This window comes from Erwinia sp. S43, from assembly GCF_016624745.1.
Classification (GTDB): Bacteria; Pseudomonadota; Gammaproteobacteria; order Enterobacterales; family Enterobacteriaceae; genus Erwinia; species Erwinia coffeiphila.
Map to the genome: position 1 here is coordinate 98088 of NZ_JACVTX010000016.1, position 21352 is coordinate 119439.

Annotated in this window: 21 protein-coding genes; 11 read left to right on the forward strand and 10 right to left on the reverse strand. The window is 56.2% G+C overall.

Annotated elements, in window-relative coordinates; genetic code table 11:
- Positions 1-88: 88 nt before the first annotated feature.
- From nlpI to IBT47_RS18010, 3 genes are all read left to right on the forward strand, one after another.
- Positions 89-973 carry a lipoprotein NlpI gene (gene nlpI / locus IBT47_RS18000; RefSeq protein ID WP_105592956.1) on the forward strand — a complete coding sequence of 295 codons (885 nt, stop codon included), beginning with the start codon at positions 89-91 and terminating at the stop codon, positions 971-973.
- 109 nt (positions 974-1082) lie between these two features.
- Entirely contained in the window at positions 1083-1157 is a 75-nt protein-coding gene (gene yrbN, locus IBT47_RS27365) for a protein YrbN (RefSeq protein WP_370348261.1), read from the forward strand.
- A complete protein-coding gene (locus IBT47_RS18010; RefSeq protein WP_200561937.1) occupies positions 1150-3048 on the forward strand; it encodes a DEAD/DEAH family ATP-dependent RNA helicase in 1899 nt (632 codons plus the stop codon). The genes yrbN and IBT47_RS18010 overlap by 8 nt, the downstream gene beginning before the upstream one ends.
- 65 nt (positions 3049-3113) lie before the next feature.
- On the opposite strand, the gene IBT47_RS18015 is transcribed toward IBT47_RS18010, so the two are convergent.
- The gene (locus tag IBT47_RS18015) at positions 3114-4121 is read right to left on the reverse strand and encodes a luciferase-like monooxygenase (RefSeq protein WP_200561939.1); all 1008 of its coding nucleotides are present in this window, start codon (positions 4119-4121) and stop codon (positions 3114-3116) included.
- Positions 4122-4403: 282 nt separating this feature from the next.
- Between IBT47_RS18015 and IBT47_RS18020 the strand changes: the two genes are divergently transcribed.
- Genes IBT47_RS18020 through IBT47_RS18030 form a run of 3 tightly spaced genes read left to right on the forward strand, consistent with a single transcriptional unit; the run spans position 4404 to position 7629 of the window.
- Positions 4404-5375, forward strand: a complete 972-nt coding sequence (locus IBT47_RS18020; protein WP_200561941.1) for an HlyD family secretion protein — start codon at positions 4404-4406, stop codon at positions 5373-5375.
- Positions 5357-6511, forward strand: a complete 1155-nt coding sequence (locus IBT47_RS18025; protein ID WP_200561943.1) for an ABC transporter permease — start codon at positions 5357-5359, stop codon at positions 6509-6511. Before IBT47_RS18020 ends, IBT47_RS18025 begins: the two co-directional genes overlap by 19 nt.
- Positions 6508-7629: an ABC transporter permease gene (locus IBT47_RS18030; protein WP_200561945.1), complete on the forward strand. Its 1122-nt coding sequence runs from the start codon at positions 6508-6510 to the stop codon at positions 7627-7629. The genes IBT47_RS18025 and IBT47_RS18030 overlap by 4 nt, the downstream gene beginning before the upstream one ends.
- A 9-nt stretch (positions 7630-7638) precedes the next feature.
- Here IBT47_RS18030 and IBT47_RS18035 read toward each other — a convergent pair whose 3' ends face one another.
- Both IBT47_RS18035 and IBT47_RS18040 read right to left on the reverse strand, forming a co-directional pair.
- Positions 7639-8517 carry a U32 family peptidase gene (locus IBT47_RS18035; protein ID WP_200561947.1) on the reverse strand — a complete coding sequence of 293 codons (879 nt, stop codon included), beginning with the start codon at positions 8515-8517 and terminating at the stop codon, positions 7639-7641.
- 11 nt (positions 8518-8528) lie between these two features.
- Entirely contained in the window at positions 8529-9524 is a 996-nt protein-coding gene (locus tag IBT47_RS18040) for a peptidase U32 family protein (protein ID WP_105592964.1), read from the reverse strand.
- Between the two features lie 204 nt (positions 9525-9728).
- On the opposite strand from IBT47_RS18040, the gene IBT47_RS18045 reads away from it, so the two are divergent.
- Both IBT47_RS18045 and IBT47_RS18050 read left to right on the forward strand, forming a co-directional pair.
- A complete protein-coding gene (locus IBT47_RS18045) occupies positions 9729-10256 on the forward strand; it encodes an SCP2 domain-containing protein (protein ID WP_200561949.1) in 528 nt (175 codons plus the stop codon).
- On the forward strand, positions 10250-10753 hold the full coding sequence (locus IBT47_RS18050) for a GNAT family N-acetyltransferase (RefSeq protein ID WP_200561951.1): 504 nt from the start codon (positions 10250-10252) through the stop codon (positions 10751-10753). Before IBT47_RS18045 ends, IBT47_RS18050 begins: the two co-directional genes overlap by 7 nt.
- Here IBT47_RS18050 and IBT47_RS18055 read toward each other — a convergent pair.
- The 3 genes from IBT47_RS18055 to nrdD all read right to left on the reverse strand — a co-directional run bounded on the left by IBT47_RS18055 (position 10740) and on the right by nrdD (position 13727).
- Positions 10740-11042: a GIY-YIG nuclease family protein gene (locus IBT47_RS18055; RefSeq protein WP_200561953.1), complete on the reverse strand. Its 303-nt coding sequence runs from the start codon at positions 11040-11042 to the stop codon at positions 10740-10742. The genes IBT47_RS18050 and IBT47_RS18055 overlap by 14 nt on opposite strands.
- A gap of 85 nt (positions 11043-11127) precedes the next feature.
- The gene (nrdG, locus tag IBT47_RS18060) at positions 11128-11592 is read right to left on the reverse strand and encodes an anaerobic ribonucleoside-triphosphate reductase-activating protein (protein ID WP_200561955.1); all 465 of its coding nucleotides are present in this window, start codon (positions 11590-11592) and stop codon (positions 11128-11130) included.
- Positions 11589-13727 (reverse strand): anaerobic ribonucleoside-triphosphate reductase, encoded by a 2139-nt coding sequence (gene nrdD, locus IBT47_RS18065; protein ID WP_200561957.1) that lies wholly within the window; start codon positions 13725-13727, stop codon positions 11589-11591. The genes nrdG and nrdD overlap by 4 nt, the downstream gene beginning before the upstream one ends.
- A gap of 364 nt (positions 13728-14091) precedes the next feature.
- On the opposite strand from nrdD, the gene IBT47_RS18070 reads away from it, so the two are divergent.
- Complete coding sequence (locus IBT47_RS18070; protein ID WP_200561959.1) at positions 14092-16650, forward strand: DEAD/DEAH box helicase; 2559 nt, start codon at positions 14092-14094, stop codon at positions 16648-16650.
- Positions 16651-16695: 45 nt separating this feature from the next.
- Here the strand turns inward: IBT47_RS18070 and ridA are convergent, their stop codons facing one another.
- The 4 genes from ridA to argF all read right to left on the reverse strand — a co-directional run bounded on the left by ridA (position 16696) and on the right by argF (position 19859).
- Entirely contained in the window at positions 16696-17082 is a 387-nt protein-coding gene (gene ridA / locus IBT47_RS18075) for a 2-iminobutanoate/2-iminopropanoate deaminase (protein WP_105592971.1), read from the reverse strand.
- Positions 17083-17171: 89 nt separating this feature from the next.
- Complete coding sequence (gene pyrI, locus IBT47_RS18080; RefSeq protein ID WP_105592972.1) at positions 17172-17636, reverse strand: aspartate carbamoyltransferase regulatory subunit; 465 nt, start codon at positions 17634-17636, stop codon at positions 17172-17174.
- Positions 17623-18582: an aspartate carbamoyltransferase gene (gene pyrB, locus IBT47_RS18085; RefSeq protein ID WP_200561965.1), complete on the reverse strand. Its 960-nt coding sequence runs from the start codon at positions 18580-18582 to the stop codon at positions 17623-17625. The genes pyrI and pyrB overlap by 14 nt, the downstream gene beginning before the upstream one ends.
- Before the next feature lie 269 nt (positions 18583-18851).
- Positions 18852-19859: an ornithine carbamoyltransferase gene (gene argF, locus IBT47_RS18090; RefSeq protein ID WP_105592973.1), complete on the reverse strand. Its 1008-nt coding sequence runs from the start codon at positions 19857-19859 to the stop codon at positions 18852-18854.
- A 158-nt stretch (positions 19860-20017) separates the two neighbouring features.
- On the opposite strand from argF, the gene rraB reads away from it, so the two are divergent.
- Positions 20018-20443 (forward strand): ribonuclease E inhibitor RraB, encoded by a 426-nt coding sequence (rraB, locus tag IBT47_RS18095; protein ID WP_105592974.1) that lies wholly within the window; start codon positions 20018-20020, stop codon positions 20441-20443.
- A gap of 64 nt (positions 20444-20507) precedes the next feature.
- Positions 20508-21269, forward strand: coding sequence for a tRNA isopentenyl-2-thiomethyl-A-37 hydroxylase MiaE (gene miaE / locus IBT47_RS18100; RefSeq protein ID WP_105593111.1), 762 nt, complete (start codon positions 20508-20510; stop codon positions 21267-21269).
- Positions 21270-21352: the final 83 nt, after the last annotated feature.

The following is a 21352-nucleotide window of genomic DNA, read 5'->3' on the forward strand; positions in this document are numbered from 1 at the left end:
AGAGCTGTTTCATCGCAGGGTTGGACCCCTGTATGCGGCAGGCGGATGACAGGATGATCATCCCAATGTTTGTTTGTGGGAGTGGGAAATGAAGCCATTTTTGCGCTGGTGTTTCGTTGCGACAGCTTTAACGCTGGCAGGATGCAGCAACACCAATTGGCGTGAGAACGAAATTTTGGCAGTTCCGCTGCAGCCTACGCTGCAACAGGAAGTCATTCTTGCTCGCATGGAACAAATTCTTGCCAGTCGGTCATTGACCGATGATGAACGCGCACAGCTGTTATATGAGCGCGGAGTGTTGTATGATAGTTTAGGTTTGAGAGCACTGGCGCGGAATGACTTTTCTCAGGCGCTATCTATCAGACCGGATATGCCCGAAGTATTCAACTACTTAGGCATATATTTAACGCAGGCAGGCAACTTTGATGCTGCCTATGAAGCGTTTGATTCTGTACTTGAGCTTGATCCAACTTACAATTATGCGCACTTAAATCGCGGTATCGCCCTTTACTACGGCGGAAGATTTAAATTAGCGCAAGATGATCTGCAGGCGTTTTATCAAGACGATCCTAACGATCCCTTCCGCAGCCTGTGGCTGTATCTCACTGAACGTGAGATCGACGCAGAACAGGCCAAAGTATCGCTGAAGCAGCGTTACGACAAAGCGGTAAAGGACCAATGGGGATGGAATATTGTCGAGTTCTACCTGGGCGACATCAGCGAAAAAACGCTGACGGAGCGCCTCCAGGCGGACGCAACGGATAACACTTCGCTCGCTGAACATCTCAGTGAAACCAACTTCTATTTAGGTAAGTACTACCTAAGTCTGGGGGAGAAGGACAACGCAGAAGCGTTGTTCAAGCTGACGGTCGCTAACAACGTTCATAACTTCGTTGAGCACCGATATGCATTGTTGGAGCTGGCGCTACTCGGCCAGACACAAGACGATTTATCAGAATCCGACCAGCAATAGCTGACGAACTTTTATTGCCTGAACTTTGAAAAGTCATCATCTTCGCGGATGAGGGCATTTTTGTTTGTCGAAACCACTAATTTGAGCCGGTTCACACTTTTTGATGAAAATGACTGAAAATTTTCACGACGAGTTATGTAGACTGGCCGCCGAAATCTACGAGGCACGTGTACTACATGACTGATATTCAAACCACTTTTTCTGACCTTGGCCTGAACGCTGATATCCTTGAAGCACTGAACGGTATGGGCTACGTGAAGCCTTCCCCAATCCAGGCTGAGTGTATTCCTCACCTGCTGGCGGGCCGTGACGTTCTGGGTATGGCACAGACCGGGAGTGGTAAAACTGCGGCATTCTCCCTGCCGCTGCTGAACAACATTGACCCAACTGTTAAAGCACCACAGATTCTGGTGCTGGCACCGACCCGCGAACTGGCGGTTCAGGTTGCCGAAGCCGTAACCGAATTCTCTAAACACATGCGTGGTCTTAACGTTGTGGCCCTGTACGGCGGCCAGCGTTATGACGTGCAGTTGCGTGCTCTGCGCCAGGGACCTCAGGTTGTTGTTGGTACCCCAGGCCGTCTGCTGGACCACCTGAAGCGTGGCACTCTGGACCTGTCTAACCTGCGTGGTCTGGTACTGGACGAAGCAGATGAAATGCTGCGTATGGGCTTCATCGAAGACGTTGAAACCATCATGGCGCAGATCCCGGACGGTCATCAGACCGCGCTGTTCTCTGCAACCATGCCGGAAGCCATTCGCCGTATCACTAAGCGTTTCATGAAAGATCCACAGGAAGTGCGCATTCAGTCAAGCCTGACTACGCGTCCTGACATCAGCCAGAGCTACTGGACTGCCTATGGCCGTAAAACTGATGCACTGACTCGCTTCCTGGAGGCGGAAGACTTCGACGCTGCAATCATCTTCGTGCGTACCAAAAACGCAACGCTGGAAGTGGCTGAAGCGCTGGAGCGCAGCGGTTACAACAGTGCAGCGCTGAACGGTGACATGAACCAGGCTCTGCGTGAGCAGACTCTGGAGCGTCTGAAAGATGGCCGTCTAGACATTCTGATTGCGACCGACGTTGCGGCTCGTGGCCTGGACGTTGAGCGTATCAGCCTGGTGGTTAACTACGACATCCCTATGGATGCCGAGTCTTACGTCCACCGTATTGGTCGTACCGGCCGTGCTGGCCGTGCTGGCCGCGCACTGCTGTTCGTTGAGAACCGCGAGCGTCGTCTGCTGCGTAACATCGAACGCACCATGAAGCTGACCATCCCTGAAGTGGATCTGCCTAACGCAGAACTGCTGGGTGAACGTCGTCTGGCTAAGTTCGCAGCAAAAGTACAGCAGCAGCTGGAAAGCAGCGATCTGGATCAGTACCGCGCACTGCTGGCTAAACTGCAGCCTGCTGAAGAGCTGGACATCGAAACTCTGGCCGCAGCCCTGCTGAAAATGGCCCAGGGCGAACGTCCTCTGATCGTTCCTGCTGATGCTCCACAGCGCCCACGTCGTGAATTCCGTGAGCGTGACGATCGTCGCGGTGACCGTCCAGAGCGTGGTCCACGTGAAGCACGCGGTGAGCGCGACGGTGACCGTCCGCGTCGTGAGCGTCGTGATGTTGGTGATATGGAAGTGTACCGTATTGAAGTTGGCCGTGATGATGGTGTTGAAGTTCGTCATATCGTTGGCGCGATCGCTAACGAAGGCGATATCAGCAGCCGTTACATCGGTAACATCAAGCTGTTCGGTACTCACTCTACTATCGAACTGCCAAAAGGCATGCCGGGCGAAGTGCTTCAGCACTTTACTCGTACGCGTATTCTGAACAAACCAATGAATATGCAGTTGATTGGCGATGCACAGCCACGCAGCGATCGCGGCGGTGAGCGTCGTCCGGGCGGCCCAGGCCGTGGTGGTTTCGGCGGTGGCGAGCGTCGTGAAGGCGGTCGTGGTGGTGAAGGCGGTCGTCGCTTCAGCAACGAGCGCAGCGGTGAACGTCGCCCGGGCGGCTTCAACCGTGGTCCACGTCGCGAAGAAGGCGGCAGTGCACCAGCCCGTCGTCGTGATGCATAATTACTGATGCCAAATAAAAAACCAGCCTGCGGGCTGGTTTTTTTATGTCTGCAATTCGTGAAAAATTACAAAGAGTTTCGTACCTGCATGGCCAACTCAAAGGAGTAGAGGCGTGCCTCGGGATCGAAAATCTGCCCGTTAACCATAATTTCATCCGCCTGAGTCTCACGCATCAGGTTTGCCAGCCCCTGACGTACCTTCTCTTTATCACCCACGATCGACATACTCAGCGCCTGCTGCACGCCGTATTGCTCGGAAGACGACCACAAACTATCAATATTTTCCACCGGCGGCGGCAGCGGACCAGGTTGACCCCGGCGCAGGTTAATGAACTGCTGCTGCATTGAGGTAAACAGGAACCGGGCATCGCGCTCGCTGTCGGCGGCAACGATATTGATACACACCATGGCATAAGGTTGTGACAGACGTGCCGACGGTTTAAAGTTTTCGCGGTACAGATGCAGCGCCTGCATCAGCATATCCGGAGCAAAGTGTGAGGCGAATGCAAACGGCAGACCCAACTGGGCCGCCAGCTGTGCGCTGTAAAGGCTGGAGCCCAGCAGCCACACCGGAATATTTAATCCCAGTCCCGGCACTGGCTGTACCGCCGGTGCATCGTTCCCGGCCGCATCGAACCAGCTAATCATTTCAGCCACATCGGCAGGGAAATTATCCACATGTCCGCCCATATGACGGCGTAGCGCCATCATCGTGCGCTGATCGGAGCCCGGCGCGCGGCCAAGTCCCAGGTCAATACGGCCCGGATACAGTGATTCCAGCGTGCCGAACTGTTCGGCAATCACCAGCGGGGAGTGGTTTGGTAGCATCACGCCGCCGGAGCCAAGCCGCAGGGTTTGCGTATTCGCCGCCAGATAGCCAATCAGCACCGAGGTCGCCGCGCTGGCAATACCGGTCATGTTGTGGTGCTCAGCCAGCCAGTAGCGGTGATAGCCCAGCTTCTCGGACTGCCTGGCCAGAGAGAGCGAATTGTGAAACGCCTCGCGCGGGGAAGCACCAAGCGGAATAGGGGCAAGATCGAGTACCGAAAGCGGTACTGTTTTTTTCTCAGACATAGATGCTCACTTATTCTCAGATTCCGACTCATACATCGTGCAAGGCTACGATATATGTTTGCCAAACGATTGTCCGTTTGCAGCACTTTGTAAAAGATTTAACCGCCCACGATCTTCGTGCGGGTGTCTGTGAATGCGTTATACCGCTAAAAGTGGTTTTACGGTAAGAAACCTTAAATCAGCGATCGTATATTCCTTCAATATGGACCATTTTTATGCAAAGGAAAGCACAATGGCTGGCTGGTCGTTTCCCCATTTATTGATAAAAAACGGGGAAATTTCATGAAGAAAACGGCATTTTTTACCCTTCTGCTGATCGTTCTGGCAGTTGCTTTGACCATTTTGATTCGTGCACACAATCATTATTTGCTGTTACAGGGCGAAGTTGACGCTACGGAAGTTATTGTCTCTTCCAAAGCTCGCGGCCGTGTAGTCGAAAAACTGGTTCGTCGTGGTGATGATGTGGTTATCGGGCAACCTCTTATCCGGCTTGAAGCTCCCGAACTTATCGCCCAGTTGAAAGCCGCTGAAGCGGCTCGCGAGCAGGCACAGCAGATACTCAACCTTTCCCTTGACGGCACCCGCGAAGAGACGATCCGTAATTTACGTGCTCAGTTCGAACAGTCCCGTGCCGACTATCTTAATGCCGAGGCAACCTGGCAGCGTGACCTCTCTGTAGCAAAGCAGGGCTATATTTCCGCCCAGGACCTGGATAATGCCCGCAGAAGCCGCGACAGCGCCCGGCAGCAGATGCTGGCTGCACAGGCGAATCTCGATCAGGGTTTGCACGGCGATCGTGTTGAACAGCGTGCTGCCTATGTCGCCCAGCTGCATCAGGCCGAACAGGATCTGCTGGAGATCAAGGCGCAAACCGATGAACTGCTGGTCAGAGCGCCGGTTGCAGGCGAAGTTGGCCCGATCCCTGCTGAACGAGGTGAGTTACTCAATTCCGGTAGCCCGCTGATTACGCTTCTTGAATTACCCACGGCGTGGTTTGTGTTTGATTTGCGCGAGGACATTCTTGCGCACGTGCGCAAAGGCGATAAAGTTTTGCTGCGTGTACCTGCGCTGAACAATCAGCAAATTGAGGCTGAAGTTCGCTACATCGCTCCGTTGGGTGACTACGCGACAAAACGCGCGACCCGTGCCACCGGTGACTTCGACCTGAAGACGTTTGAAGTTCGCCTGTATCCGTTAGCACCGGTAAAAGACTTACGTCAGGGAATGAGTGCGCTATGGCAATGGCAGGAATAAATCGCAGGCTTTGGGCCTTCCTGCGCGCTTTTCGTCATGAGATTCTGGTTGCCTGGCGTAAGCCGGTCGTTCACTGGCTAGGCTGGTGCTTCCCGCTGCTGTTGTTCGCGCTGATCGCCAGCGATTTCTCTGCCGGAACGCTGCTCGATCTGCCGATCGTCGCCGTCGATCGCGATCACAGTGAAGCATCGCGTCAGCTGATCCGCAATCTGAATGCAGGTTCACATGGGCAGGTTACCGTTGCCGACGGTGGCTTACCGGCTGCGCTGGAGCGGCTGCGTCGTGCCGAAGACTATTCGGTGCTAATGATCCCCCCCTTTTTCGAAGCCGACCTGCTGGCTGGCCGGCAGCCGCGCGTCACCCTCTACTACAACGCGCTGTTTTACGGCGCCGGGTTTTACTCCACGCAGGACTTTAGCGGCGTGATAGCCGGGCTGAACAGCCAGTACCAACCCTGGCTGATGGCAGCTAGCGGGCGTTCAATGCCGGTGCTACCGAACGTTACGCTGGACTACGACAGCCTGTTCAACGCCAGCGGCAGCTATATCTACTATCAGCAATTCGCAGCCTGCATTCATCTGGTTCAGCTATTCACCGTCACTCTGACTATCTGGCTGCTGGCACGGGCGCGCCCGTTAATTTATCAAAGCCATTTTGGCATGGCACTGCTCGGTAAACTGTTTCCGTTCACCTTGTGCTATACCGCGCTGCTGATGACGGAGATCGCGTTGCTGGTGGGGATCTTTGGTGCGAGGGTGGTGGGAAATCCGTTTTATATGTTGGCCGTGGCGTTTTTTTACGTCATGGCGGCGCAAAGCCTTGGAGTGATGCTGTTTACCTTTACCGGCAGTGCGATTACTGCCTACAGCATGATGGGGATTTTCGTCAGTCTTGCACTGACGTTTTCCGGTATTGCAATGCCGGAGCTGTCGATGCCGTGGCCTGCTCAACTGATATCCAATATCGAACCACTCACCCATGCGCTTTATGCCATGTTTGATCTTTTCCTGCGGGATGTACCCGGAAAACCGGTGCTCAGCGTCTGCGCGCTGCTTATGGTTTATCCACTGTTCTCAGCGCTGCTTGTACGCAAACGCCTCTATCAGCGGCTGCTTAAACCGGAGGCGGCACAGTGAAACTGTGGTGGCAAACCTTCTACTCCACGCTAATGCGCATGCTGCAAAAACCGATGTGGATGATGCTGCTGCTTTCGCTGTGTGTGATGAGCACCGTTTACATGAACCGCAGCGTATGGGACCTGCCGGTTGCGGTGATTGATATGGACCACAGCAAGGCCAGCCGGCTGATTACCCGGCAGCTGAACGCGACGCCAAAGGTGAGCACGCAGATCTATGAAAATCTCCCGGATGCTCTGCGCGATCTGGGACTGCGTAAACTGTTCGCGGTGGTCCTGATGCCGCAGGACCTTGAGCAGAAAATGCTGTCAGGTAAACAGGTAAATATTCCTGTTTACGGTGATGCGACTAACCGACTGGCGAACGGTCAGATTGAGCTGGATGTGATTGCCGCTTATCAGCAGGTGTTGGACCAGTACAGCCTGCAACTGATGCAGCAGCAGGGCTTCAGCACCCGTGAGGCAGACGTTATTCTTAACCCCGTCATCGGGCAAACGGTCGAGGTGTTTAACCCTGGGATCAGTTTTGCCGCTATCGTTTTTCCCGGCCTGCTGGTGATGTTACTACAGCATTCGTTACTGATTGCCGGGGTGCGGGTCAATATCACTCTGCGCAGCCAGGGGAAGCTGCCGCTGGCGGTGACGCTGGGAACGCTGTCAGCCCTAATCCCCGTCTGGCTATTTTTATCGGTAGTGCTGTTTGGGCTGTGGCCCTGGGTGCTGGGATACCGCCAAACGGCTCCGTTGGCTGAGTTAGTGCTGCTGACGCTACCGTTTCAACTGGCGGTGCTGGGGCTGGCAAAGCTGTTGACCGAATGCATTCGAGAGGTAGAGCGTATTTATCTGTCGCTGTCGTTTATCACCACGCCGGTCTACTACCTTTCGGGCACTCTCTGGCCGGTGCAATCGATGCCGGACTGGGTCCATACTATTTCCATGATGCTTCCCTCCACATGGGGGGCCAGAATGATTGCCGGAGTCAACCAGATGGGGCTGCCGGTCGTGGAAGTCAGGGAGTATGTCATTGTACTGCTGGCGATGGGCGCAGTTTATGCCACTGCGGGATTACTGGTGGCAAAACTGCGCGAAAACGGCTGGCGGCTGCGCCCACCGGGCTAAATGCTGCGTTTATCCGATCAGCTCCAGCCCGGCCACTCGCTGCCAGTAACCGTTGCAATCACCTCGTGCCGCCAGCGCTATCGGGCTGTGGCCGGTTTCATTGGCCCGAAACTGGCTGACAACCTCCAGCGTATCGATGCCCGATGGAGAGAGGCGCACCACGTCGACCAGCCCTTGCATTGAGGCCAGCTCATTACCGAGGTTGTAGCAGTACCCACTCATGGTCTGAATTCCGTTGAGCACGAACACCTGCTGATCTTCCTGGGTGTGCAGGCTGCGGCCCTGGGGATAGTTAATGCAGCAGGTCTGGCAGTCATCCTTGCTGCGGTTTTCCGAACGTGCGGTAAAGCAGCGGGCAGAATAAGCGAGCGGCAGATAACCGTAGCTCATCACCTCAACCTCGAACTTATCGCGAATACCCAGCTCTTCACACTGCGTCAGCAGATTGGCCAGCCAGTCCCTTGAAAGCTCAACCGGCATACACCAGCGAGTCATCCCCATCTTGAGCAGCAGTTCCAGCGTGACGGCGTTATAGACATTCAGCGCAGGCCCGGCCACGAAGGGCAGCCCGGCCTCACTGGCCAGCGTGACCGCACCAAAGTCACTGGCCTCAATCATAAACTCGCCGTTATCCACATAGCGCTTCAGCTCGGTCAGCTCGGAGGGCGACTGCAACAGCGCCAGCGTGCTCAGCACCACCTGCTTTCCTGCTGCTGCCAGCTCCCGCGCCATTGCCAGCCAGTCGTTGAATTTGGTCGCCCGCCGCTTGCTGCATACCGATTCACCAAGGTAGATAATCTGCGCTTCGCTGCCCGCAGCCGCGCGATAGAAATCCTGCAGCGCCTCATGCGGCCAGTACCACAGCACCGGCCCCAGGGAATAATTCATTTTCAATTCTCCTATTGCCACTGCCGGTGCCAGGCACCCAGCGTGGTCTGTGTACCTTCACTCAGCTCGGACAATGCCGCCATCCACTGGGGCTGAGCGACAAAGTTTTCCGGGGACGTTTTGCAGCGATCGATAGCCTGTCGCCAGATACGCGTCACCTGAGCCACATAGGCGGGGCTGCGCTGGCGGCCTTCGATTTTGACCGAGGCGATATGGGTTGCCATCAGCTCCGGCAGCAGCTCCAGCGTATTCAGGCTGGTGGGTTCCTCCAGCGCGTGGTAGCGCTGACCGTCCAGCCTGTAGCGGCCTTTGCACAGGGTGGGGTAGCCGGCATTTTCGCCGTTCTCGTAGCGATCGATCAGCACCTCATTCAGCCGCGATTCCAGCCCGTCAGCGGTCTGCTGCCAGCGAACAAAGCGGGCAGGAGAACAGGCTCCGACAGTATTGGGCGACTCGCCGGTCAGGTAAGAAGAGAGGTAGCAACGGCCCTCGGCCATAATGCACAGGCTGCCGAAAGCGAACACCTCCAGCGGCACGTTGGTATCCCGTGCGAGCTGGCGAACCTGATGGATAGATAGCACGCGCGGCAGTACCACCCGAGCCACATCAAAGTTACGCTGATAGAAACGTACGGCTGCGGCATTGGTCGCGGAGGCCTGTACGGAGAGATGGCGTTCAATCTGCGGATAACGCTCAGCGGCGTAGGCCAGCATGGCGATATCGGCGAGGATCAGCGCGTCGGCACCGGCATCGGCGGCCATATCCACCGCTCGCTGCCAGCGGCTGTAGCCATCCGGATGAGCAAAGGTGTTAATTGCCACGTGCAGCTTGCGTTTATGCTGATGAACGAAGCGAGATGCTTCCTGCAGGCGCTTATCCGTGAAGTTAAGACCGGCAAAATGACGGGCGTTGGTTTCATCTTTCAGACCGATGTAGACCGCGTCAGCGCCGTTTTCAATGGCGGCTTTCAGTGCCGGAAGATTCCCGGCCGGGCACAGCAGTTCCATAAGGATCAATCCCATTAGACAGAAGAATCGATGATTCTAGAGAGGAAAGCGGCGACAAATTTTGATTTAAGGCATCGAATGGCGTATTGATGAGGGACGGATTCCCTGCTAAAAACCGTATAGTTCGCCCATTTTATTGATCCAGCCGCCTGACGCGCTCTGCCATTGTGGCAAAATAGGCGAAATTTTTCGTAAGGAGTAATAATGGTGTTGAACCCGCTACGTACCCACTGCATTCGTAAAGGGCCGCAGCTGCTGCGCTTCCCACTGCGATTCACCCCGTTTGCGCTAAAAAAGCCGCTATTACAGGGATTGTTACGCTGGCAGTTTCAGCAGGCGCTGGCAGAAGGCGAGCTGGATTTTCTTGAAAATCGCTGGCTGGGTATAGAAGTTAGCGATCTTGAGCTACGCTGGTCAGTTACGGTTGAAAATGGGCAGCTTTTGGTTGCCGAGCGCAGCGACTGCGACGTCTGGTTTCGCGGCAATGCTAACGACCTGTTATTGATTGCGGCACGCAGGCAGGACCCCGACACGCTGTTCTTCCAGCGCCGACTGCATATTGAAGGCGATACCGAACTGGGTCTGGAAGTGAAGAATTTGATGGACGCAATCGATATTGAATCCATGCCGAAGCCAATGCGCCTCGGGCTTATGCAACTGGCCGACTTTGTTGAGGCCGGACTAAAAGAGGACGCGACTTCCTCGCCGGATCGCGCAGGTGTGTCATGTTAATTCGTACCGAAATTGGTGTTGATGCCGCCAGCATCGATGGTCTGCTGCGCCGTAGTTTCCCGACATCTGCTGAAGCGGAACTGGTGCAGCAGCTGCGTGAAGACGGGCTGCTGACGCTGGGCGTCGTTGCCACTGATGACGAAGGCCAGGTACTGGGCTACGCGGCCTTCAGCCCGGTCACGCTGAATGAAGAAGATCGGCAGTGGGTTGGCCTTTCCCCGCTGGCTGTTGACGAAAGCGTCCGTGGCCAGGGGCTGGGCAAGCAGCTGGTTTATGAAGGGCTGGATACGTTAAATGAGTTCGGCTATGCCGCCGTTGTGGTTTTAGGCGATGCGAACTTCTACACTCGGTTCGGCTTTGAAAGCGCCGCGCAGCACCAGCTACATTGCCGCTGGCCAGATACGGAAACGGCGTTGCAGGTGTATAAACTGGCGGACGATGCTTTTGAAAGCGTAACGGGTGAAATTGGCTATTCCGAGCCGTTTAACCGTTTCTGAGTCCTTCAAGCCAGGCAGATAAAGATTCAGGCTGGTGGGTAATCAGCCTGATTTTTTCATTTTTTTTCAGCTGTTTCACCTGATATTCCAGCTTTGATGCCTGCGAGCGATCGCCGGCTTCACAGTGAAACAGCAGCTCCAGTGGCCCTTTTCCACGCAGCGCTTTCGCGCCTTTACCGCTCTGATGCTGGTTAAAACGCCGGTCTATATCGTTGGTGATGCCGGTATACAGCATGCCTTTCGCGGTGCGCAGGATGTAGAGTCGCCAGCTGGCGGCAGTTGTGCTCATGAGTCTTCTCGAAAACGGCGGTCACCGCTACTTTAGCGTAAAAATGCGTGAGCAGGGGGGCGCATCTCACCGCCGTCGCCGATCTTCAACGCAGCCGGTGGATCACCTGATTGCTGCTGCCGCGCCACAGCAGCGACGGATCGCGTAATTCCCGGACGTATTTCCCGTCAATCAGTACATTGACCTGGGCCACCACCTCCTGCTGCCGTTCGCTCAGTTCCGCCATCTGATAGCCGGTCCACATCCAGATATCTTTTCCCGGGCAGTCGCGCCGCACACGGCTCAGCAGCCGTCGAACATCGCTCAGGTTGGCCGGATGCAGCGGATCGCCGCCGGACAGCGACAGCCCCTGGCGTGGGATGCGGCTGTCGTTGAGGTCGGCGATCAGTCGCTCTTCCATCTCAATGGAAAAAGGCACCCCGGAGTTTACCCGCCAGGTACTCTGGTTATAGCAGCCGGGGCACTGATGCTCGCAGCCGGAGACAAACAGCGTGCAGCGTGTACCCGGCCCGTTAACGATATCAACCGGGTAATACTGATGGATATTCACCCCAGCTGACCTGATGCAAGGTGTTTAACCCGCCGCTTAACCTCTTCCTGCTTGCCGGAATTAAACGGGCGAGCATCCGGACTGCCGAGATAGCCGCACACCCGACGAGTAACCGATACCCGGCTGCTGTCATGGTTACCGCATTTCGGGCAGGTAAAGCCTTTGCTGGTACAGTCGAACTCCCCGGTAAATCCGCACTCGTAGCACTCATCAATCGGCGTATTGGTGCCGTAGTAGGGCACGTGTTGGTAGCTGTAGTCCCAGACGTCCTCCAGTGCTTTCAGGTTGTGCTGAATATTCGGATACTCGCCGTAGCAGATAAACCCGCCGTTGGCTAAAGGCGGATAGGCGTCTTCGAAGTCGATTTTGTCGTAAGGGTTCACCTTCTTCTCAACGTCCAGATGGAAACTGTTGGTGTAATAGCCTTTATCGGTCACACCGGCGACCACGCCAAACTCGGCGGCATCAAGACGGCAGAAGCGATCGCAGAGGTTTTCACTTGGCGTACTGTACAGGCTGAAGCCGTAGCCGGTTTCGGCCTTCCAGCAATCCACCGCCTGGCGCAGGTGACTGACAATTGCCAGCCCGGTCTCCCTCAGACGGATGTCATCGTACGGGTGAACCGCGCCGCCGCTCAGGGCATTCAGCGTTTCATGAATCCCGATATAGCCAAGGGAAATCGACGCGCGGCCGTTTTTAAAAATACCGGCAACCGGTTCATCCGCCTGCAACCTCACGCCGCAGGCACCCTCCATATACAGGATGGGAGCGACCCGGGCCTTGACGTTTTCCAGCCGGGCAATGCGGGTCATCAACGCCTTTTTAGCCAGCAGCAGCCGACTATCCAGCAGCGCCCAAAAGCGCTTTTCGTCACCGTTCGCTTCCAGCGCGATGCGCGGCAGGTTCAGGCTGATCACGCCGATATTGTTGCGGCCATCGTGGATCTGCTCCCCGTTTTCTTCATAAACGCCGAGGAAGCTGCGGCAGCCCATTGGCGTTTTAAAGGAGCCGGTCACCTCAACAACCCGGTCGTAATTAAGAATATCGGGGTACATACGCTTGCTGGCACACTCCAGCGCCAGCTGCTTGATATCATAATTAGCTTCGCCGGGCAGGCGGTTAAGCCCGGCCCTGATGGCGAACACCAGCTTCGGAAACACGGCGGTTTTGTGATTTTTCCCGAGCCCGGCAATGCGGTTGCGCAGAATCGACTGCTGGATCAGCCGGGCGGCCCAGCTCTCCCCCAGGCCAAAGCCGAAGGTGACAAACGGCGTCTGACCGTTGGCGGTATGCAGCGTGTTGACCTCATATTCCAGCGACTGGAAGGCGTCGTAGCACTCTTTTTCCGTACGACTGCGGGCATAGGCTTCGGCGTCCGCAATCTGCCAGCTGAGCGCCACCTGGCGATGTTTTTCCAGGCTGGCCTCAACGTAGGGAGCCAGCACCTCATCAATACGGTTGATGGTAGTGCCGCCGTAAATGTGGCTGGCGACCTGAGCAATAATCTGTGCGGTCACGGCGGTGGCGGTGGAGATTGATTTTGGCGGCTCAATCTCGGCATTACCCATTTTGAAGCCGTGGGTCAGCATGCCGCGCAGATCGATCAGCATACAGTTAAACATCGGGAAAAACGGCGAGTAGTCGAGATCGTGATAGTGGATCTCGCCGCGCTCGTGGGCGCTGACCACATCGCGTGGCAGCAGGTGTTGGCGAGCATAGTGTTTTGCCACGATCCCTGCCAGCAGATCGCGCTGGGTTGGGATCACCTTGCTGTCTTTGTTGGCGTTTTCATTCAGCAGCGCGGTGTTGCTTTGTTCAACCAGCCCGCGGATCTCATGATTCAGCCGCCCGCGTAGCTCGCGGGCGACATCGCGATCGTGACGATACTCAATATAGCAGCGTGCCAGCTGCGGATAGGCACCGGCCATCAGCCGATCCTCCACCGCCTTCTGCACGTCGGCAATATCAACCCGCTGATGCCCGGCCAGTGCAGCACTGACCAGACCGGCGACGGTGGCACAGTAATCCTTATCCTCAACCCGTGCCGCCTGAGCGGCAGCACGAATCGCCGCCTCAATACGTGCGGGATCAAAAGCCACAATGCAGCCGTCCCGTTTGATGACCTCAGTTACCACCGCCACTCTCCTGTGAAATCTATATATAGGTTGCGATAAGTATATTAAGCGCTATATGTAGTGCTTTGATCGTATTTAAACGAGATTTTGTTGACCTGAAACAAAGATTACGACGTGTGGGAGACAAGCCAGCCGTCTGGATGGATTGCTACAGATATTTCCAGGGGGGCAGGAAATCAGGACGCGGTGAAGAGGTAAAAATGACCCGCAGTGGATGAATACCTGAGCAGGCAAGCCGCATCAGTCTGCTTTTAGCCCGCTAGTGTGCTGTCGCAGTTGCATTCCTACCCCCGGAATTAATATTATTGCCGGTTGCCGTGGGGCAAAAGTGTATTTGCCCGATTCAACCAGGAATAACTGCACGATGTCGTCCGTTACCTACAACGAAAATCAGGTCGTCCGCTGGCTGGGGGTACGAACCGTTGCCCGTGCGCGCGATCTGGTCGCCAGCGTGCAGAATATCCAGTGGCAGAACCGACTGCTGACCGGCGAAGTTGCCGGGCGAGCGGCAGAGCCTTACAGCGTACTGGTGCATTTCAGCCGTCCTCAGGGCAGGCTACAGGCCAGCGGCGAATGCAGCTGCGCGGTAAAAAATAACTGTCGCCACGTCGCCGCGGTGATGCTCGCCAATCTGCGCCCGCGGCAGACCGTGGAAAAAGCCGTACTGAACACCATCCACGCCGAGCCGATCCCCACGTTACAACTTGAATCCCGGGCCAAGTTTATCAGCGGTTACGGCCACTACGGCCACCGGCAGAAACGCCTGGACTTCGCCTCGGTCAGCTTCGACTACGCCGGCGTGCGGGTCGATGCGGGAAGTCGTGCGCAAAGCTTCAGCGACCGCAAAGGGCAGCACTATCACGTTGCCCGCCATATAGAAGAAGAACAGAACTGGCTGGCGCAGATCCAGCATGCCGGGCTGCAAACCATCCCGGCGGGCCATATCTATACCCCTGCGCCGCTGCCACCGGAGATCTTCGCCCCGGAAACGCCCGCTGAATGGCGAGATTTTATTAAAACCGGCCTGCCGGCCCTGCGCAGGCGCGGCTGGAAAATCCGCATGGACAGCGACTTTACCTGGAACGTGACCGAAGTGGACGCCATTGAAGGGCGTGCGGTGCAGGCACAGGATGGCTGGTTCGATCTGGAGCTGGCATTGAAAATGGGGCGCCAGCGCGTGAGGCTGGAACCGCTGCTGGCGGGGCTGTTTGCCCGCGACAGGCGCTGGATGGGCGGCAGCCTGAACCTGATTCCTGATGATGAACGAATTGAACTGCGCGATGAACGCGATCGGCGTTTGCTGTTCCGCGCCGCGCAGCTCAAGCCGCTGGTGGGTAACCTGATTGACCTGTTCGACAGGCAGGACCCGCAGCCGCTCAGGCTGGCCGCATGGGACGTCGGTCGACTTGGCCAGAGCGATCCCTATAGCCGCTGGACCTTTGACAGCGACAGCGCGGTGCACCAGCTGTCACAGAAGCTCAGCGGCAATGACGGCGTGCAGCCGGTCGCTCCGCCAGCGGGGCTGAAAGCCACGCTGCGAGACTACCAGCTGCAGGGCGTCAGCTGGATGCAGTTCCTGCGTCAGCACCAGCTGGCGGGCGTGCTGGCGGATGATATGGGACTGGGTAAAACCATTCAGACTCTGGCGCATCTGCTGCTGGAGAAAGAAGCTGGCCGACTTGACCGACCGGCGCTGATCGTCGTCCCGACCACGCTGGTGCATAACTGGTGCTGCGAGGCGACGCGCTTTGCGCCCGACCTGCGCGTGCTGGCACTGACCGGTCCGCAGCGTAAAGACTTCTTCGAGCAGGTGGAGCAGTACGATGTGGTGATTACCACCTACTCCCTGCTGTGGCGCGATCAGCCGCAGCTGGTCGCACACGCCTACCACATGCTGATCCTCGACGAGGCGCAGTACGTGAAAAACAGCGCTTCACGTGCGGCCTCGGTGATCCGCGGGCTGAAGACCCGTCATCGTCTGTGCCTGACCGGTACACCGCTGGAAAACCACCTCGGCGAGCTGTGGTCGCAGTTTGACTTCCTGCTGCCGGGGTTCCTGGGCAGCGAACGCGACTTTATGCAGGAGTGGCGGGTCCCGGTTGAGCGTAACGGTGATAAAGCTCGTCGTGACCTGTTGGCGAAGCGTGTGCGGCCGTTTATGCTGCGCCGCCGCAAGCAGGAAGTGGCGAAAGAACTGCCGCCAAAAAACACCATCGTGCGTAGCGTGCCGCTGGAAGGTGCGCAGCGTGAACTGTATGACCAGGTCCGCGCGGCGATGCAGGATCGGGTGCAGCTGGCGGTGCAACAGCAGGGGGCAGGGCGGAGCCATCTGCTGGTGCTGGATGCACTGCTGAAACTGCGGCAAATTTGCTGCGATCCGCGGCTGGTGGAGGATGTGCGGGCGGAAAAAGTGAAGCACTCCGCCAAGCTTAAGTTGCTGCGCGAAATGCTCAACGATCTGCTGGCTGAAGATCGCCGTATTCTGATCTTCTCGCAGTTCACCTCGATGCTGACCCTTATTGCGGAAGAGCTACAGCGCGCGCGGATTGATTTTGTCACCCTGACCGGCAGCACCCGCGAACGCAATGAGCCGGTGCGGCGCTTCCAGCAGGGCGAAGTCCCGGTATTTCTGATCAGCCTGAAAGCAGGCGGCGTCGGCCTGAATCTGACGGCGGCGGACACCGTGATCCACTACGATCCCTGGTGGAACCCGGCGGCGGAAAATCAGGCGACCGATCGTGCCTATCGCCTCGGTCAGGATAAGCCGGTCTTTGTTTACAAGCTGATTGCGGCGGATACCATTGAAGAGAAAGTGGTGGCGTTACAGCAGCATAAAGCAGAACTGGCGGGGGAGATCCTGGCGGATGAACTGAGCGAACCGGCCAGCTTCAGTCAGGACGACCTGACCCTGCTGCTGACCTGATTCCCCCGGTCGGTCAATGCGGGGCGGAAGCCTCCGCCCGCACCTTTAGCGACGAACGGCGATCGCTTCGATCTCAATCTTCACATCTTTCGGCAGACGAGCCACTTCCACGCAGGAACGCGCCGGGAAGCTGGCCTGATGCTCGGTAAAGAAGGCTTCGTATGCGGCATTCACCGTGGTGAAGTCGTTCAGATCTTTCACAAATACGGTGGTTTTCACAATATCACCGACTTTCAGACCGGCCGCTTCCACGATGGCCCGTACGTTTTCCAGCGACTGACGCGCCTGCGCGGTAATATCATCGGGCACGCTGCCGGTTTTTGGATCTACCGGGATCTGGCCAGAAGTGATAATCATGCTGCCGAGATCGACGCCCTGAACATAGGGACCAATCGCTGCCGGGGCGTTTTCAGTACTGATTTCGCGAGACATAGTTTCTCCTGAATGTGTCTGAGGTTTGCGGGGCGACTTAGCGCGCCCCAGCGATATTTACCATATCGGCTCAAACCTGCAAACAGGAATCAGTCGTTCGCCATAACTACATGGTGGGCAAACTCTTTCTCACAGTATTTGCACTTGAGGTAGAGACTGGCGTTGCGTGCTTTCACCGCGAAGCTGGAATACACCGGCTCGTTGCGGCTGATGCAGTTGCTGTTCGGGCAGGTCAGTACGCGCTCAATGCGCTCCGGCAGCGTCGGGGAGCTTTTCGCCACCACGTCATAATCATCAATGCGGTTAACCGTGGCGTGCGGCGCGTAGAGCGCCAACTGGTTGATTTGATCGTCAGTGAGGAACGTATTCTCGATCTTGATGATATCCTTGCGCCCCATCTCGCCGGACGGCAGGTTCAGGCCGATGGTGATGCGCTGATCGGTTTCGGTCAGCCGGAAAAGGGAAAGCAGCTTAAAGCCCACCTGCGCCGGGATATGGTCAATCACGGTGCCGCATTTAATCGCTTCTACCTGTAATTTATTATCGTGCGTCATCATGCTTCTCCTGATTAGCCAGTTCGCTGTTGAGTACCAGCGCCAGCAGCGCCTGGCGTGCGTAGATACCGTTGCCTGCCTGCTGGAAGTACCAGGCATAAGGCGTGCTGTCGACGTCGGTATCGATCTCATCGATGCGCGGCAGCGGATGCAGCACTTTCATATTGTCGCGGGCGTGGGCCAGGTCGCTGGCGCGCAGAATAAACTGGGCCTTGACGTTCGCGTATTCCGACGGGTCCAGGCGCTCTTTCTGCACTCGGGTCATATACAGAATGTCCACCTGTGGCACCACTTCTTCAATATTATCGTGGCGGGTCCAGACAATGCCTTTTTCATCCAGCATATCGGTAATGTAGGTCGGCATGGCCAGCGCATCCGGCGCGATAAAGTAGAAGCGGTTGCCTTCGAACTTGGCCAGCGCCTGAGTCAGCGAGTGAACGGTGCGGCCATATTTCAGATCGCCGACCATCGCCACGTGCAGGTTGTTCAGACGGCCCTGCGTTTCCTGCAGGGTAAACAGATCCAGCAGGGTCTGCGTCGGATGCTGGTTCGCGCCGTCACCGGCGTTCAGGATCGGGATGCCGCCGGAAAACTCGGTCGCCAGGCGTGCAGCGCCTTCCTGCGGATGGCGCATCACAATCGCATCGACGTAGGTGCCAATCACCGAAATGGTATCCGCCAGCGTTTCGCCCTTTTTACCCAGCGAGGTGTTGCTGCCGTCGGCAAAGCCCACTACGGAAGCACCGAGGCGGTGAATCGCCGTTTCGAACGACAGGCGGGTACGGGTCGATGCTTCGAAGAAGCAGCTGGCAATCACTTTATGTTTCAGCAGTTCCGGCTGAGGATTCGCCTTCAGGCTGGCGGCGGTGCACAGCACCAGTTCCAGCTCTTCACGGTTGAGATCGTTAATCGAAATAATATGTTTGTGATATAGCGGATTGGCAATAGTCGCCATGTTCACTCTCCTCTACGCGTGCCGGTACTGAAAAAAGGACAAAAAAAAGCCCCTCAATGAGGGGCTTTCTTCTGATGATCGGTCTTGCAACGGAAGGAAAAACGGCACTGCCCGCCTGTGTACAGACGTGGGTGAACGGTGATGTTGATAGCGTTCTGTGGCATGGTTCCTCCCGGCAAACGGGGGGCATTATACGCATTCGAAACGGCACGGCAAGTGAAAATCGCGCGCCGGGTAATCGTTTGCCTCCCGCCGGATTACTACAGTTTTGCCAGCGTCGCTACCATCACCGCTTTGATGGTATGCAGACGGTTTTCCGCCTGATCGAACACTACGCTGTGCGCAGATTCAAACACCTCATCGGTGACTTCCATACCGCCGTGCAGATCGTACTGTTGTGCCATCTGCTGGCCCAGCGTGGTTTGATCGTCGTGGAAAGCAGGCAGGCAGTGCAGGAACTTCACCTGCGGATTACCGGTCAGTTCCAGCATCGCCGTATTGACCTGATAGCTACGCAGCAGCGCAATACGTTCGGCCCAGACCTCTTTCGGCTCGCCCATGGAAACCCAGACGTCGGTATAGATAAAGTCAGCGCCTTTTACACCGGCCGCAATGTCTTCGGTCAGGGTAATTTTGCCACCGGTCTTCTCTGCCGCTGTACGACACTCTTGCACCAGCTTTTCATCCGGCCAGCAGCCTTTCGGCGCGACCAGGCGCAGATCCAGACCTACCAGCGCCGCCGCTTCCAGCATGGAGTTACCCATATTGTTACGTGCGTCACCAACGTAGGCGAAGGTCATCTGGCTGAAGGCTTTCTCCGGCAGATGTTCCTGCATGGTCAGCAGATCGGCCAGCAGCTGGGTCGGGTGGAACTCATTGGTCAGGCCGTTCCATACCGGCACCCCGGCATGTTCAGCCAGCGATTCCACCAGCGCCTGGCCGTGGCCGCGATACTGAATACCGTCATACATCCGTCCCAGCACGCGAGCTGTGTCCTTCATCGACTCTTTGTGGCCGATCTGGCTACCGCTTGGGCCAAGATAGGTGACGTTAGCGCCCTGGTCGTAAGCGGCAACTTCGAAAGAGCATCGGGTACGGGTCGAGTCTTTTTCGAAGATGAGCGCAATATTCTTGCCTTTCAGATGCTGAATTTCTTCACCGTTTTTCTTATCGGTCTTAAGCGTTGAGGCCAGAGCGAGTAAGCCGTTGATTTCGGCAGGGGTAAAATCCAGCAGCCTGAGGAAATGACGTTGGTACAGATGACTCATAAAGCACTCCAGGTAATCTTTAATGAATTTAAATTCAATCTAACCGTATGAATATTCATTTTCAACCCCGGCGTGCAGAAACTTTTGTATAAAGGTAGTGGCGCAGAGGGCGCTGTGGGAAAATAATCAAACAAGACCCATAAATTAAGGAACGGATCATGGCTAATGAAGCATTTTTGGCTGAGCAGCGTGAAGAGACGCGGTTAATTATCGAAGAGCTGCTGGAAGACGGTAGCGATCCTGATGCGCTGTATACGATTGAGCATCATTTTTCCTGCGACAGCTTTGACGCGCTGGAGAAGGCGGCGGTAGAAGCGTTCAAACTGGGTTATGAAGTCACCGAGCCGGAAGAGCTGGAACTGGAAGACGGCACCACCGTAATGTGCTGCGATATCCTGAGCGAAGGCGCGCTGAACGCGGATCTGATCGACAAGCAGGTTGAACAGCTGGTGGATCTGGTGGCGAAATTCAACGTTGATTACGATGGCTGGGGCACCTACTTCGAAGATCCTGATGCTCAGGACGAAGATGAAGACGGTGAAGATGAGGCAGACGACGAGGAAGACAACGGCGTACGTCACTAATCCCGCATAGTGCACGCCGCAGGCTCTCTGCGGCGTGCTGATTCTTTCCTCTCTGGTCCGAATGATGAATATCGAACATCTCCTTGCTCCCATTCACGGCTTCCTGCTTTGCCGCACACCGCAGGCGTGGATCGACGAAGCGCGTAAACCGCAAAATCTGGCCCTGCTGCTGACCGATCACCTGGTCTGTGAGCTAAAAGCGGCACAAACCGCCATGTGGCTGATTCGTAAGTACGTGGCCGATAAAGCCAGCGGCGATGCGCTGCTGGCGTGGCTGAAGCCGTGGGAAAACTTTGTCCACAATTCGCACAGCGACCTGACGTTTCTTGAACAGCACCGGGCGCTGTCTAAAACTATTATTACCCGCGAAGAAGCGCCCTACGGTGACGAGCTGGTGGATAAGATGGTGCTGCTGATCAAAGAAGAGCTGCATCATTTTTATCAGGTGTTGGAGATTATGCAGGCGCGGAATATTCCCTATGCGAAAATTACCGCCAGCCGCTATGCCAAAGGGCTGCTGCGAGAAGTTGCCACCTATGAGCCGCAGACGCTGGTGGATAAGCTGATTTGCAGCGCCTATATCGAAGCGCGTTCCTGCGAGCGCTTTGCCAGCCTGGCGCCGTATCTGGATGACGAGCTGTCGGCCTTCTACGTCTCGCTGCTGCGTTCTGAAGCGCGCCACTATCAGGATTATCTGGCGCTGGCGACGCTGATTTCCGGGCAGGATATCAGCGCACGAGTACGGAAGTTTGGTGAAACCGAGGCCCGCTTAATCAGCGAGCCGGATAGCGAACTGCGTTTCCATAGCGGGATGCCGGATTTTTGATGGCATGTCGGGGAGCGGTTCTGGTACTGCCTGTTAGCTGGTTAGCTGGTTAGCTGGTTAGCTGGTTAGCTGGTTAGCTGGTT